Below are 16,452 nucleotides of genomic sequence, written 5' to 3' on the forward strand. Positions count from 1 at the left end.
GCAGATGACTAACCTAAACGAGCGATAACCAAATACATTTTCACAACAATTTACGGTCAAAAAAAACATAATAAATTTTTGAAAGTATTGCTTTGTAAGACCCTCAAAACATTATTGGTTCAGGGTTGAGTGCAAAGCGCTGTAACTTCTTGGGAGAGTATTTCTGTAAGGCATACGCACAGTAAAACAACTGCCCTGACCAATTTGGCTGCTGAAATCGATAGAACCACCGTGGAGTTCCACGATTTGCTTTACAATTACCAGTCCTAATCCTGAACCTTCGTAATTACGGCTGAGCCCACTATCTAACTGAATAAATGGTTTAAAGAGCTTGTCGCGATCGCCTTGACTAATGCCAATATCTGTATCTGTAACTGATAAATCAATCCAAGAAATACAATCCAGCATGGCAAGAGTATCATCAGCTTTTTTTGATTCCATTCTTACATCTAGACTTACTTTGCCGCCAGAGTGAGTAAATTTGATGGCATTATCGAGCAGATTGATTAGTACTTGCCTGAATCGGCGCTCATCAATTTCGATTTTGATCACTTCCAAATTTGAAGATATAGTCATCGTAAGTTGAATTTGCTTTTTGATAGCCTTTTGCTTAACAACCTCTAGACTGGAGTTGCACAAATCGGCGATCGCTACAGTTTTGATGTCTAGCTTTAGCATTCCTGCCATAAGTTTGGAGACATCTAACATATCTTGAATCAATTCGAGTAAATGATTACCGCTGCTTTGAATCGTCGCGATCGCATCCTTTTGACTCGGATTAATTGCTCCAAAAATTTCTTCATGCAAGCATTCAGCCATTCCGAGAATGCCGTTGAGTGGTGTGCGCAACTCGTGGCTCATATTGGATAGAAACTCGTCTTTTAACTTGGTAACTCGAATGAGTTCTACATTTGTCCGTTCTAGATTGACATTCAACGATTCTAATGATTTATAGGCCTTATACGATCGCAGAGCCGTAATAATCGTGGTAAACAGCTTTTGTGAAGTAAATTCTGTTTTAGTCTTGTAATCATCGATATCATAATCGATGATCGCTTGCCGTTCGGGTACTTGCCCTGGCTGTCCTGTACGCAAAATGATCCGCATCGCTCGATTTTGGAGTGTTTCGCGGATGTACTTGGCTGTGATCAAACCAGCATCATCAGATTCCATAATCACATCCAGCAAAATAACCGCAATATCAGGATTGTCGGTCATCATCTGTCGAGACTCTGCACCTGAATAAGCGCTTAAAAAATGTAGCCTCTTATTGTCGAAGCTAAAATCTTGCAAGGCAAGTCGCGTGATGTTGTGAATCTCTACTTCATCATCAACGATCAGGACTTTCCATGACTCTAGACTATGTGATGAAACTTGACTAATTTCATCTTCATCAGCAAATTCCATCATGTCATCAACCATTAGCTCATCATTAACCATGGGGAATTTGAATTGGCGTGAATGTATTAAACTTTTAAGTTCTAAGTAGCTCGGCACAATTAAATATAAAACCCCCAGAAGCTGTACCGCCTGCGCAGCAGGCGGTACAGCTTCTGGTTCTGTTTTTTTAATTGTGACGAGGTACTTACCTACAATCATAGAGGAATTTGCATAATAAATTTAGTCCCTACCCCCACTTGACTCTCACAAGTAATACTACCTTGTAATTTTTGAGTAACGAGATTGTAGACAATATGCAGTCCTAAACCACTCCCTCCCTGCCCGCGTTTGGTTGTATAAAATGGGTCGAAGATCTTACCGATATTATCGGGTGGAATACCTTTGCCATCATCGCTATATTCAAAACTAAGATAATCGGGCTGTTGAGATATGCTAAAGCAAATCGTACCATTATCCCCAGAATCGTAGGCATGGACTAAGGAATTCATAACTAAGTTGGTGGCGATCTGCGAAATCAAACCAGGAAAGCTATCAAGGATAATATTATCGGCGCAATCAATTTGGACATTAATTTTTGTGCGTTTGAGTTTGGGCTGGAGATTGAGCAAAACTTCTTCAAGGTAAGCTTTTAGCTCGAACGATCGCCTTTCCTCACTAGACTGATCGACAGCTACTTGTTTAAAGCTCTGAATCAGTTCAGCAGCACGATTTAAGTTTGAAAGCACAAGCCTACTGCTCTGTTGGAGGATATCCATGAATTTATCGAGCTCGGAACGTTTCAATGTTCCATTTTGAAGAGCCTCTGTAAGCTCTTGAATTTTATCGGTGATTAAAGATGCCGCAGTCACACTTATTCCAATTGGGGTATTGATTTCATGGGCGATACCAGCGACCAATCCGCCTAAAGCCGCCATTTTTTCAGATTTAACTAACTCAGTTTGAGCCGATTGGAGATTAGAGAGAGCTTGTGATAATTCTTGGGTGCGATCGCCAACGAGTTGTTCTAAATTTTCGTTAAACCGCTTGAGATTGCTGTATAAACGCGCATTGTTGATTGCGATCGCCGCTTGGCTGGATAGCAAGGCAAGGACTTCGAGGCGATCGGTTGTAAAGGCATCGGTGACGAGGTCATTTTCTAGATAGAGAATACCCGCAAGCTCGCCTTGATTGATTAATGGCATACACAATAACGATTTTGGTTGATGCGCTCTAACGTAGGCATCGCCAGTAAACTTTCCTTCTTGAGTAGCATTACCAAGCACGACACTCTCTAAAGTACGCGCAACAAAATTGACGATCGAGGCAGGAATGGCATTTCCCATCGAACGTGATCCCAGTACTTCTATCTCGTCGCTTCCAGCATTTCCTGAAGCCTCAATCTTGAGTCCATTTTCGCTTTCTAGAATTAAATAACCAACCTCTGCACCTGCATTTTCAATTAAAATCTTCATTAGTTTGGCTAGCAGCTTGTTTAAATCGATCTCATCGGAAAGTATTTGGAAGGTCTTAATTACTGATGCTAAATCGATTCCCACTGATCGATCCGTCGTCATCATGGTTGTACTAGGATTAGAGTATCGGCTATGCAGGATCTGCGTGTCCATACGAGAGGAAAACTTGCGGTTGGAAAATTGTAAATAAGTCTCTTGCAAGTGTTGTACTTTGGCGATCGCTCCCCAACTCTGATAACAAGAGACCGCATCGACAAAATAAGTTTGGGCAATTTTGCCTCTATTGTGGTGGATATGAAACTTCCCAGCCAGTTCGTTGGCTAGAGCTTCTTCTTGAATATATTCATTTTCTCTTGCCCCTTTGATGGCGCGATCGTAGTATGCCATTGCTTCTATTTGCTGTCCCAGTATGGCGTACCTTTCTGCTTCCACCAAATCGTATTTATGTTGAAAATTCATTGGACAATGTTTTGCCCAGCGTCGTATTTTTTTCTGATTTTTCGCAACTTTCTTGAGATAAGTATGGCGGGAAGATCTCGGTAAACTTTTGCACAAGCCCAAACAAGCAAGGGATTGATAGAAGTTATGGATGGCAAATCCATACGCACTGACAATCGAGCGCGAGAAAGGTGTGGCTTGCTCAAAGGCGGCAAGTGCCGTCTTGTAGTCATAGAAAAAATAATGCGATACGCCCTTAGCTGTGCAGGCATAGTAACTGGGAATTCCATTTTTTTCTGCCAAAAAAGTGGGCAGCATCTCGAATTCGTTTAGAGCCGTACCGACAAGAAATGGTATATTCTCTCCTAAACCTGCAAAATTAAGGGCTAGCTGATGCCAAGCTCGGTGTTGATCGACGATCTGCGGTTGTTTGATTTTATTTAACAGTAAGCCATCACAATTTTGAAAATCTTGAATAACCAAGGCTAAAGGATCGCCGACAAAAAAACGATGGATACAGTAAGCCGATGCACCAAAGCTGATCGCTTCATATTCGCCAAATTCAATGCCGATTTGGATAGCTTGGCGTAAATTTGGTAGAGAGTCTCTGAGATGTTCTTTCCAATGCCTCAGACATGCTTCAAATGCTGATATAGACAAAGAAGAACCAGAGCGAACATGCTGCTGTTCGATTAATTGCAAACTAACTAACCCAATCCGATAGCTTCCTTCGATGTCTTGAAAAGCGACCCAGCGAATTAATCCATAGGCTGCACCGATAATTAGTGAATCTGGCGAGACTCCGTATTGCAGGATCAAATTCACAATGCGGAGAATCACAACACCTACAAGTAAAGGATTTAAATTGATCGCGGAGGTGGCGATTGTAGACATAATATAGACAGCCGCGATTTTGTAGGGATCGGTCATCGCTGGTAAACTTGTCCAGTCCTTAATCCCCAGTAAGCGAGTGCGTAGCTCTGTACGCAGGAGTTCCACACCGACCTGCAACTCATTTGGAAAAGGTGGAATCGTTTCACCTAAACGAATTAGAATGGAATTTACAGTTGTGGGAACTTCATGAAATCGCCTCTGGGCGGTAAAGGCACTAATTTTGACTTTGTAGGACTTAATCGTATCGAGAATATGATTAGCATGGTGTACGATGCGATCGACTAAGCGATGACACTCATCAAAGTCTGTGTTCAAATAGGCTGATTCAGCTGCAGCCTCATATAGCCTCAGTGCCAGTGGGTAGTGCATTTCCCATGCAGAGTCTGGCAACAGCCCAATACCGATCGCTAGGTACTTCTGGGCATCGGCATAAGCGTTAGAAGCCTTGGCTTTTTTACCTGCGATCAGATTTAGTTCTGCTAATTCGAGCCGTTCTTGGGGATCGGTAATCAATCCCATTCCCGTATTTAGGTGGTTCGCAATCCGAAATACTTCCTCTTCGATCGCTAAACTTTCTCCATCTGATTGCTGCCTGCGAATTTTCTTTAGCAACTGGCGACCGATTTTGAGATGGGTAATTTGCTTTTCGGATTCGGTAATCAGCACGTAAGCTGCTTGCTGGACGCGATCGTGGAGAAACTTGTAGTCAATTAAAAAATCTTCCGAAAAATCATTGTCGGTATCAACGATCGCAAATTTATAATTATTCGTTAGCGGCAAAATCAACCCTTCGGTTAAGACTGGCAATAGATCTTGCAGCACCATTCGATGCGGACGATCGGCTGCGATCGCAAGGGTTTGAGAATCAAAATGGTTGCCAATACAGGCAGCGATTTGGATGATTTTTTGAGCGTCGGGTGTCAGCTTTTGAATTTTGCCCGACATCAACTCCACTACATTATCAGTAAAATCTGCGGACTGGATTTGGCTTAAATCCCATCGCCAATTACGATTTTCTAAATCAAAATCAATCAAGCCATCTGCATATAGTGATTTCAGAAATTCGTTAATAAAAAATGGATTGCCAGCAGTTTTTTGGAAGACGAGTTCGGCAAGTGGTTCGATCGTTTCGCGATCGCTTTTCAAGGTGTCTGCCACTAGGTCATAGACATCCGATTGCTCCAGAGGTGATAGGACGATATTATTGATGGCGGTTCCCGTTGCCGCAATCTCATTCAGAGTTAAACTTAGGGGATGAATCATATCCACTTCATTATTGCGATTGGCTCCGATAAAGTAGAGAAACTGACTATCTGCGGCCGTAACGAGTAATTGCAGCAGTTTTAAAGAAGCGGCATCGGCCCACTGGAGATCATCTAAAAAGATCACGAGCGGATGTTCTGGTTTCGTAAACACGCGCACGAAATTCTGAAAAACTAAATTGAAACGATTCTGGGCTTCGGTGGGTGGGAGTTCTAATGCTGTCGCTTGCTTGCCAGTAATCTTTTCCACTTCGGGGATCACATCAATGATAATTTGGGCATTACTTCCCAAAGCCTCTAGCAAGCGATCGCGCCATGTTTGCAGTTCGCTTTCTGTTTCGGTCAGTAACTGCGTCATCAGTTCCCGAAAAGCATTCACAAACGCACTATAGGGAATATTGCGTTGAAATTGGTCGAACTTACCCGAAATAAAGTAACCACGGTTTTCGGTAATCGGCTTGTAAATTTCATGCACAAGTACTGATTTACCGATACCAGAGAATCCCGTAACCATCATGACTTCGGCTTTGCCAAGGTTCAGACATTCAAATACGGCAAGTAATAGCCAAATTTCAAGTTCTCGACCATAGAGCTTCTGGGAAACTTGAAATTTATCGGAAATATCTTGTTCGCCTAGCAAAAAATCGGTGATTTCACCTTTATTCTCTAAGAGCTGTCTGCAAATTGTTAAATCTGCTTTTAACCCCAGCGCAGTTTGATAACGATCTTCGGCTGTTTTTGCCAATAGCTTCATGACAATATCCGAGACGGCTTGGGGAATCTCAGGATTAAGAGTGCATGGAGCGATCGGGATCTTGGCAATATGACAATGAACTAATTCAAGCGGATCGTTAGATTCAAAAGGGAGGCGATCGCAGATAAGTTCATATAAGGTCACACCCAAAGAATATAAATCGCTGCGGTTGTCGAGAGTGCGGTTCATCCGACCTGTCTGTTCGGGCGACATATAGGCAAGCGTCCCTTCCAGTTTATTCGGATTGCGGATGGTCGGATTTTCCCGCGACAAAATGTTGGAGATGCCAAAATCGATGATTTTGACTTGAAATGTGCGGGGATTAAAAACGATGTTTGAGGGATTAATGTCTTTATGAATCACATTCAATCCATGCATTTCGCTGAGGATGCCAGCAACTTGGGCGGCGATCGCTAAAATTTCTGTCAGATTAAAGGTGCGTGAGGACTTCAAGATGCGGAGCGATTCACCACCAAAATCTTCAAAGGTGATACATCGAAATCGTTGATATTTGGTAAAGTCATAGGCTTTAACCACGCCCTCAATCTGCTGGAGCCTACTACAGATCTCGTATTCTAATTTGTACCTTGCGATCGCCTCTGGAGTTGGGTATTCCAATTTGAGGATTTTCAGAATAACTGGTTGGAAATCGCGCTCACGATATCCTCGATAAACGATCGATAGAGCGCTTTCATAAACTAAAGAGGTGAGCTTATAGCCAGAAATCTCAAACATGAATATTTCTCTCCTCTCTTTGTCTTCGATCGCTATCGGCAAACTTATGGCTGGGAGAATCGCTGAATGGTTGAACTGTGAGGGGAATTTCCATCATAAATTTAGTCCCTACCCCGACTTGACTCTCGCAGGTAATACTACCCTGTAATTTTTGGGTAACGAGATTGTAGACAATATGCAGACCCAAACCACTTCCACCTTGTCCGCGCTTAGTTGTATAAAATGGGTCAAAGATCTTGCCGATATTCTCTGGGGCAATGCCCTTACCATCATCGCTATATTCAAAATTCAGCCGTTGATTTTGCTGAGATATGGCAAAGAAGATCGTGCCGTTGTCATCGGCATCATAAGCATGACTTAAGGAATTCATGACTAAGTTAGTGGCGATCTGCGAAATCAAACCAGGAAAGCTATCAAGAACAATATTATCGGCGCATTGAATTTCAACGTTAATTTTTGTGCGTTTGAGTTTTGGCTGAAGATTGAGTAAAACTTCTTCGAGGTAGGTTTTGAGATTAAACGATCGCCTTTCCTCACTAGATTGATCGACGGCTACCTGCTTAAAGCTCTGGATCAGTTCCGCAGCCCGATTTAGGTTTGACAGAACGATTTTGCTACTTTGTTGGAGGGTATCCATAAACTTATCGAGATCTGATCGTTTTAGCGTTCCCTTTTGAAGAGACTCTGAAAGCTCTTGGATTTTATCGGTGATTAAAGATGCAGCAGTCACACCTATTCCAATTGGAGTATTGATTTCATGGGCGATACCAGCGACCAATCCTCCTAAAGCCGCCATCTTTTCGGATTTAACTAACTCAGTTTGAGCCGATTGAAGATTAGAGAGGGCTTGTGATAATTCTTGGGTGCGATCGCCGATTAGTTGTTCTAAATTTTCGTTAAACCGCTTGAGGTTGCTGTATAAACGCGCATTGTTGATGGCGATCGCCGCTTGACTGGATAGCAACGCAAGGACTTCGAGTCGGTCAATGGTGAAGGCTTCGGTGACGAGGTCATTTTCGAGATAGAGAATGCCTGCAAGTTCGCCTTGATTGATTAATGGCATACATAATAACGATTTTGGTTGGTGCAATTGGATATAGGCATCGTTGGTAAACTTCCCTTCCTGTGTAGCATTACCTAGCACGACACCCTCTAAAGTACGGGCAACAAAGTTAATAATTGAGACTGGGAGATTCTTTTCCATCGCACGCGATCCCAGTACTTCTATCTCGTCGCTTCCAGCATTTCCTGAAGCCTCAATCTTTAGTTCATTTTCGCTTTCTAGGATTAAATAACCAACTTCTGCACCCGCATTTTCGATCAAAAGCTTCATTAATTTGGCTAGTAGCTTTTTCAAGTCGATTTCATCAGAAAGTATTTGGAAGGTTTTAATTACGGATGCTAAATCAAGCCCTGTCGGTCCACTTCTATACGTGGATGATCGGCTCAGATCGGAGGAGATAGTAAGCGTATCTTTACGAGGATCGAACTTGCGGCTGGAAAATTGTAAATAAGTCTCTTGTAAGTGCTGTACTTTGGCACTTGCTCCCCAACTTTGATAGCAAGAGCAAGCATCGGCAAAATAAGCTTGAGCGACCTTATCTCTGTGCTTTTGGAGATAAAACTTCCCAGCTAGTTCGTTGGCTAGAGCCTCTTCTTGAATATATTCATTTTCTCTTGCTCCTTTGATCGCGCGATCGTAATATTCCATCGCCAGTGATTGCTGTCCCAGTAAAGCATATCTTTCTGCTTCCACCAAATCGTATTTATGTTGAAAATTCATTGGACAATGTTTTGCCCAACGCTGCATTTTTTTCTGGTTTTTAGCAACTTTCTTGAGATAAGTGTGACGGGAAGTTCTAAGCAAACTTTTACATAGCCCCAAACAAGCAAGGGATTGATAAAAGTTATGCTGGGAACATCCGAATGCACTAACAATAGATCGCGAAAAAGGTGTAGCTTGTTCAAAGGTCGAGATCGCTGCCTTGTAGTCATAAAAAAAATAGTGCGATATTCCCTTAGCCGTATAAGTATAGTAAATCGGAATTCCATTCTTTTCCGCCAAAAAAATGGGAAGCATCTCGAACTCGTTTAGAGCCGTACCGACAAGGAATGGCATATTCTCTCCCAATCCTGTTAAATTCAGGGCTAGCTGATGCCAAGCTCGGTTTTGATCGATGACCTGCGGTTGTTTAATTTTATTCAGGAGGAAAGCTTCGTAGTTTTGGAAATCTTGAATCACTGATGCTAAAGGATCGCCGACAAAAAAACGATGGATACAGTAAGCCGATGCACCAAAGCTGATCGCTTCATATTCGCCAAATTCAATGCCGATTTGGATAGCTTGGCGTAAATTTGGGAGAGAGTCTCTGAGATGTTCTTTCCAGTGCCTTAGACATGACTCAAATGCTGATATAGAATAAGAAGCTATCGATCGAATATTATGTTGCTCAATCAATTGCAGACTAACTAGCCCTATCTTATAGCTGCCTTCGATATCTTGAAAAGCTACCCATCGGATTAATCCATAGGCTGCGCCGATAATTAGTGAATCTGGAGTGACTCCGTATTGCAGGGTCAATTTTACGATGCGGAGAATCACAATACCTACAAGTAAAGGATTTAAATTGATCGCAGAGTTCGCGATCGAGACCATAATATGAATCGCCGCAATTTTGTAGGGATCGGTCATAATTGGTAAGGTATCCCAGCCCTTAAGCCCAAGCAAGCGCGTGCGAAGCTCAGTACCTATGAGTTCCCAACCAACCTGTAACTCGTTTGGAAAAGGTGGAATCGTCTCACCTAAATGAATCAGGATGGAATTTACGGTTGTGGGAACTTCGTGAAATTTCCTCTGGGCTGTATAGGCATTAATCTTGACCTTGTAGGACTTAATCGTATCAAGGATATGCTTGGCATGGTGCACGATGCGATCGACTAAGCGATGACACTCATCAAATTCAGCATTCAAATAGGCTGATTCAGCTGCAGCCTCATAGAGTTTCAGTGTAAGCGGATAGTGAACTTCCCATGCAGAATCTGGCAGCAGCCCAATCCCGATCGCTAGATATTTTTGAGCGTCGGCATAGGCGTTAGAATCCTTGGCTTTTTTTCCTGCGATTAGATTTAGTTCTGCTAATTCAAGTCGTTCTTGGGGATCGGTAATCAATCCCATTCCCGTGTTTAGATGGTTCGCGATCCGAAATGCTTCCTCTTCGAGCGCTAAACTTTCTCCATTTGATTGCTGCCTGCGAACTTTCTTGAGCAACTGGCGACCGATTTTAAGATGGGTAACTTGCTTCTCAGATTCGGGAATCAGTACATAAGCTGCTTGCTGAACTCGATCGTGGAGAAACTTGTAGTCAACTAAAAAACTTTCTGAAAGATCATCGTCGGTATCAACGATCGCAAATTTGTAATTATCCGTTAGCGGTAAAATCAATCCTTCGGTTAAGACTGGTAATAGATCTTGCAGCACCATTCGATGGGGGCGATTAGCAGCGATCGCGAGGGTTTGAGAATCAAAATGGTTGCCAATACAGGCGGCGATTTGGATGATTTCCTGAGACTCAGGCGCTAACTTCTGAATTTTGCCCGACATTAACTCAACCACATTGTCTGTAAAATCTACAGACTGGATTTGGCTTAAATCCCACTGCCAAGTACCATGATTCAGATCGAAATTGATTAAACCTTCGGCATATAGTGATTTCAGAAATTCGTTAATGAAAAATGGATTGCCATCGGTTTTTTGGAGGACGAGTTCGGCTAGTGGTTTGATCGTTTCGCGATCGCATTTCAGCGTATCGGCAAGCAAATCATAGACATCTGATTTCTCTAGGGGGGATAAGACAATTTTGTTGATTGATATTCCCGTTGTTGCAATCTCATTCAGGGTTAAACCTAAGGGATGAATTGCATCTACTTCATTATTGCGATAGGCTCCGATAAGGTAGAGAAACTGACTATCTGCGGCCGTAACGAGTAATTGCAGCAGTTTTAAAGAAGCGGCATCGGCCCACTGGAGATCATCTAAAAAGATCACGAGCGGATGTTCTGGTTTCGTAAACACGCGCACGAAATTCTGAAAAACTAAATTGAAACGATTCTGGGCTTCGGTGGGTGGGAGTTCTAATGCTGTCGCTTGCTTGCCAGTAATCTTTTCCACTTCGGGGATCACATCAATGATAATTTGGGCATTACTTCCCAAAGCCTCTAGCAAGCGATCTCGCCATGTATGTAGTTCGCTTTCAGTTTCAGTCAGCAATTGCGTCATCAGTTCCCGAAAAGCATTCACAAAAGCACTATAGGGAATATTGCGTTGAAATTGGTCAAACTTACCCGAAATAAAGTAACCCCGTTTTTGGGTAATCGGCTTATAGATTTCATGCACTAGTACCGATTTTCCGATGCCAGAGAAACCCGTAACCATGATGACTTCAGCTTTGCCAAGGTTCAGGCATTCAAAGGCTGCTAGTAAGAGCCAAATTTCTAATTCCCTCCCATAAAGCTTCTGTGAAACTTGAAACTTATCAGAAACATCATGTTCGCCCAGCAAAAAATCGGTGATTTTACCTTTACTTTCTAAGCTCTTGCTACAAATTGTTAAATCTGCTTTTAACCCCAAAGCACTTTGATAGCGATCTTCTGCTGTTTTTGCCAATAGTTTCATGACAATATCCGAGACGGGCTTGGGAATCTCAGGATTGATGCTATGGGGGGCGATTGGCAGCTTCGCAATATGGCAATGAACTAATTCGAGCGGATCGATGGATTCAAAAGGGAGGCGATCGCAGATAAGTTCATACAAAGTCACCCCCAAAGAATATAAGTCGCTGCGGTTATCGAGAGTACGGTTCATTCGCCCCGTCTGCTCTGGCGACATATAGGCAAGCGTCCCTTCCAAAGTATTCGGATTGCGGATCGTCGGATTTTCCCGCGACAAAATGTTGGAGATACTAAAATCAATGATTTTGACTTGAGATGTCCTTGGGTTAAAAATGATATTGGAGGGATTGATACCTTTATGAATTACATTTGCAGCATGAATTTCGCTGAGGATGCCAGCAATTTGTCCTGCGATCGCTAGAATCTCGATCAGATTAAAGGTGCGTGAGGATTTCAAGATGCGGAGCGATTCACCACCAAAATCTTCAAAGGTGATGCATTGAAATCGTTGATGTTTGGTAAAGTCATAGGCTCTAACCACGCCCTCAATATGACTTAGCCGCTTACAAATTTCGTATTCTAATTTGTACCGCGCGATCGCCTCTGGCGTTGGGTATTCCAATTTGAGGATTTTCAGGATAACTGGTTGGAAATCACTAGTCCGATATCCCCTACAAACGCTCGATAGAGCGCTTTCATAAATTAATGAATTGATTTGGTAGCCAGATATCTCAAACATGACCGTGATTTCTTCTCGCTCCTGAAGAATGAAAACCAAAACCCAAAGAAGCTGATTCGCCCGCGAAGCGGGCGAATCAGCTTCTTTAGGTTTTATATTTAATTGCGCCTACATCTCGTTCTTTTGCATAAGTTCTAAGTAGGAGTAACTCAGATGCAATTCTCATTATGAACCAGATCTAGGAGTTTTCAGCGCCTGCGGCGCTGAAAACTCCTAGATCTGGTTGAGTGAAAGCAAGCCTCAGGCTTGCTTTCACTCAACCAGATTTTTGTCATGAGAATTTCTAGTTTGAACGTGCAGATAAAACTTATTCCCTGGGGTAAGAGTAGGATTGTTAGTTGGTTGCATTGTGTAATTTGGAGATTCGAGGGAAAACTCCAACTGATGTAACAGCGTCGCCATAGTTAACATGATTTGGACTTCGGCTAACCTGTTACCTAAGCATAGATGTGCGCCTGCCCCAAAAGGAGCAAAAGCGCCATTTTGCTTATGTTCGCTGCGAGGTGGATGAAAGCGATCGATGTCAAAACTGTTGGGATTTGGGAAAAATTGTGGCAAAAAATGGGGCAATGTCGTGGCAATGATCACATGGGTTCCCGCCTCCACTCGATAGCCTTGAAAGGCAAAATCGGCGATCGCATAGCGTTGAATCGCCGCCGTCACAGGATACATCCGCAGTGTCTCCATCGCTGTGCCATGCAAAGCACTCATCCCGCGTAATTGTTCTGCATTAGGTATACCATCTCGAAACAGTAGATCGACTTCCTGCATTACTTTTGCCATGACTTCAGGAGATTTCAGCAATGCGTAAAGCATAAAAGAGCAGGTATTCGCAACCGTATCTATACCAGCAAGGTATGGCCCAACCGCCGCCGCAATCAATTCGGCTTCCGAGAACATGGGATGTAGCGTTTTAGAGTCCGCAATTAGATCGTCGATTAAATTGGGTCTTTCCCGCTTAACATCACTGCTGCGACGTTTGGCGATCGCGATGCGAGCTAATTCGAGTACCCTGCGCTTGGCGCGTTTATAAGATGGCATCCATAATAAAAATGATGGCGATTGCCTCACCACCAGTACATTTAGAGATGTCTGTAAAAAATTAACTAAATCTGCACAATACGCACCAGGGGAACAGTCGGCAAGTAACATCCCTAACTGTTCGCAGATAATTTTTTGAAAAAAGGGTAAAACTTGTAATCGTTGTCCCGATCGCAAATCGGCGGTCAGAGACTGGATTAATTGGATTGTCTCTGGAAAAGCATCGATAATGGCGTTGCGCGAATATCCTGATTTCAAAAATCGGCGCTGCTGTTGGTGGCGATCGCCATCTAAACTGACCAGCAATTCCTCAACACCCAATTCTTTTACAAACTCTTGCCAAAAGTCTTTGCCACTGAGAAACTCGGTTCCGACTTGGTTAACAAACTGATTGGCTTCCGCTCCTGCGATTACTGTAAATTGGCGATCGAGGGCGCGAACACGAAAAATTGCACCGACCTCATGATATTGTTTCAGAAAAAATTTGGGGCTATCGGCTGCGAGTTCCAAACTGCTTCCCAAAATCGGCAATCCCTTGACTAAAGGTGGAAGCGGTACATTGGCAACTTCATCAGACCAAACTACAGGATCAGGCATTGCTTTTACTCTTTACAACATTTTGCGATCCAACGACTCATAATTTGGGTTAAAAGTGTTACTAGGCAACACTTTTAACCCAAATTATGTTTTTACTTCAGCGCTTTGCGCTGTAAACCAACTCTAAAATAAGAACTGTGTCCGCAATACCATTCCCCAAATTGTGGGGTTACTACTAAAGTTGTTAGCATTAAACGTTGCAAACAACGAAGGCGTGAGCGTGATAAATCTCATAATCGGATAAGAATACGTTAGCTCTAAATCATATTGTGTGCCACCATCGCCATTACCCGCAACGAGGAAATTTCGTCCAGAAAGTACTTGAAATGGCATGGTAAACGACAGCGTGCCTAAGGCTCCTTCCTTCCCAAGATCGGGAAAGGCAAGACCAACTTGGAAGGCTTGCAGATTGACATTACCACCAGCGATCGCCAGATTTACAGGTGCAATGCGATAACTACTATAGGAATAGCGTCCGAACAAGCCAAAGGATTGATTTAATAGCCAATCAAAGTTAAAGACAAAATTGTCCCCTGTACTATCTTGTAATCTACCCCCAAATCCATCATCAGCTACCCCCCTCGCCGAATAAGTTAGAAAGAAAGGCAGATTGGGTTGACCAAGTGGCGAAGCTGGAGGTGCTTGATTATAGGTGCGGCTGTAGAGAAACCGAAAATTTGTGGAATCGCTAGGCGAATAAGTGAGTTCCGTCAGAATTTGATTGGAACCACCGAATAAGCCGCGATTGGGATTGCTGGCACTGTCTCCACCAAAGTATAGAAAAGAGGCATCGTTACGGGCAAGATAGCCTGCTTTTAACAAAAATTGATCGGATATTCTCCAACTAGCGATCGCCCCTGCACCTGATAGCCCACTATTGGCGAGCGTACTTTGAAAGGAGTTTAAGCCTCCTGCGCCACTAATTACCGATGTAAAGCGATTGACATCAAACTGGCGAAAAGGCAAAATCTTCGGCCCAACTTGTACCCTTAACGTATCGCTAATAGGAAAACTATAGAACAGCTCAAATAAACCAACACTATTGGCAGCTAGTGGTACAACTGGATTTGAATCCGCATAAGGTACGCCAAAAGTACTCGAAAATCCTGCCGAACTATAGGCACTAGCTGGAGGATTGCCATTGCCCATCGCCAAAATCATATTCAGTGTATCGCTCCCCGTAAACGAAGAAGTAAGGATGAGATAGTTGGAATAACTTAAGGTGGTATTTGGCTTTTCGGTAATTGTGCCAACAATGGGACTTCCTGTAAATGGATTTCGAGCAGCAAATCGAGCCACAGGAACGCTTCCAGAAATCGGCAAGCCTTCAGCAAGAATATTTCCGCCACTAAAAGCACTACTCAGGTTGAAGGAACTGAGAACGTTTAGTTTTGTCGTTGTCGAAAACTGCTGTGCTTCTAGTCGGGTAGTTTTTACATCCAGCGCATCGACTCTTCCCCTTAGTACCGATAGCTCAGCCGCAAATTCCTCTTGGAGTTTTTTGAGGGTCGCCAAATCCGCTTGACTAACTTTATCTGCTAGTCCTGCACTTACTATTTCATTGATTTTATCTAAACAGGCATTCAGCCCAGCCGCAAATTCGTAACGGGCGATCGCTTGTTTTCCCCGATAGGTACGGTCAGGATAGCCTTCGATACAGCCATAACGCTCCACCAGACTTTGCAAAGCGGTAAAAGCCCAATCAGTTGTTTTTACATCTGATAGTTGTGATACAGAGGTAATTTGGGCGATCGGTTGCGTTGGTTCGGGCGTAGCATTGTAGCTAGATAGGCGATCGCGCTGCTGCTCTAATGGCTCAGGTATAGAAGTTTCTATGACTTTGGTCTCTTTAACCTCCTGGGCAGGTTCTATTGCAAACGCCTGAGTCCCAATATCTAAAAGGACATTCAAGACAGCAGATAGTATTATCAGAGTGGAAGAAATCTTGACATTCATTTGTTTTTCACTCACATCACACAACATTTTTGTAAGATTGTTCACCTATAGAAATTATTAAATACCCTTTTAGGATTACAACCAAGTTTTTGTTTCTCAGACTGTGTTTAAACTGAAAATACAGAGATTGAGATCCCCGACTTTTTCTTTGCAAGCAAAGATCAATTTTGTCAGCCACAGAAAAAGTCGGGGATCTGGGCATTTACAGTTTGCTTTGCTTACCCATTTAACGTAGATAGACTTAATTAATGACAAACCCAAATTTGTAAGATTTCTGCCCACAGAGGAGAAATCTTACAAATTTGGGTAATTTATTTTGTACAAGTACTTAGAAACCATTTAAGAATTACATCACACTTAAAATCTCGTTTGAAGCTCTAGTTATCTAGCCCCCTAAATCCCCCAATTCTGGGGGACTTACAGCAATTATCGCTCAACCCCACCACAAAATGGGTCGCAGGGCGAAGCTCCGAATGGGTTTTATATTCTTGTTTGTGGCGGGTTTGAAAGCAAATT

General features: G+C 42.9%; 5 protein-coding genes. All 5 read right to left on the reverse strand.

Going from position 1 to position 16,452, the window contains the following annotated elements; translation table 11 throughout:
• Positions 1–111: 111 nt before the first annotated feature.
• Complete coding sequence (locus APA_RS20615; RefSeq protein WP_201324109.1) at positions 112–1,599, reverse strand: hybrid sensor histidine kinase/response regulator; 1,488 nt, start codon at positions 1,597–1,599, stop codon at positions 112–114.
• The gene (locus tag APA_RS20620) at positions 1,596–6,935 is read right to left on the reverse strand and encodes an ATP-binding sensor histidine kinase (protein ID WP_201324110.1); all 5,340 of its coding nucleotides are present in this window, start codon (positions 6,933–6,935) and stop codon (positions 1,596–1,598) included. Before APA_RS20620 ends, APA_RS20615 begins: the two co-directional genes overlap by 4 nt.
• Positions 6,928–12,342, reverse strand: a complete 5,415-nt coding sequence (locus tag APA_RS20625; RefSeq protein WP_201324111.1) for an AAA family ATPase — start codon at positions 12,340–12,342, stop codon at positions 6,928–6,930. Before APA_RS20625 ends, APA_RS20620 begins: the two co-directional genes overlap by 8 nt.
• A 252-nt stretch (positions 12,343–12,594) precedes the next feature.
• Entirely contained in the window at positions 12,595–13,980 is a 1,386-nt protein-coding gene (locus APA_RS20630; RefSeq protein WP_201324112.1) for a cytochrome P450, read from the reverse strand.
• A gap of 123 nt (positions 13,981–14,103) precedes the next feature.
• Positions 14,104–15,936: an iron uptake porin gene (locus APA_RS20635; RefSeq protein WP_201324113.1), complete on the reverse strand. Its 1,833-nt coding sequence runs from the start codon at positions 15,934–15,936 to the stop codon at positions 14,104–14,106.
• Positions 15,937–16,452: the final 516 nt, after the last annotated feature.

Source organism: Pseudanabaena sp. lw0831, from assembly GCF_016584665.1.
GTDB lineage: Bacteria > Cyanobacteriota > Cyanobacteriia > Pseudanabaenales > Pseudanabaenaceae > Pseudanabaena.

Excerpts from the sequence above, each read along its gene's own strand:
- APA_RS20615 (WP_201324109.1), bottom strand. The coding sequence starts at position 1,599 with ATGATTGTAGGTAAGTACCTCGTCACAATTAAAAAAACAGAACCAGAA.
- APA_RS20620 (WP_201324110.1), bottom strand. The coding sequence starts at position 6,935 with ATGTTTGAGATTTCTGGCTATAAGCTCACCTCTTTAGTTTATGAAAGC.
- APA_RS20625 (WP_201324111.1), bottom strand. The coding sequence starts at position 12,342 with ATGTTTGAGATATCTGGCTACCAAATCAATTCATTAATTTATGAAAGC.
- APA_RS20630 (WP_201324112.1), bottom strand. The coding sequence starts at position 13,980 with ATGCCTGATCCTGTAGTTTGGTCTGATGAAGTTGCCAATGTACCGCTT.
- APA_RS20635 (WP_201324113.1), bottom strand. The coding sequence starts at position 15,936 with ATGAATGTCAAGATTTCTTCCACTCTGATAATACTATCTGCTGTCTTG.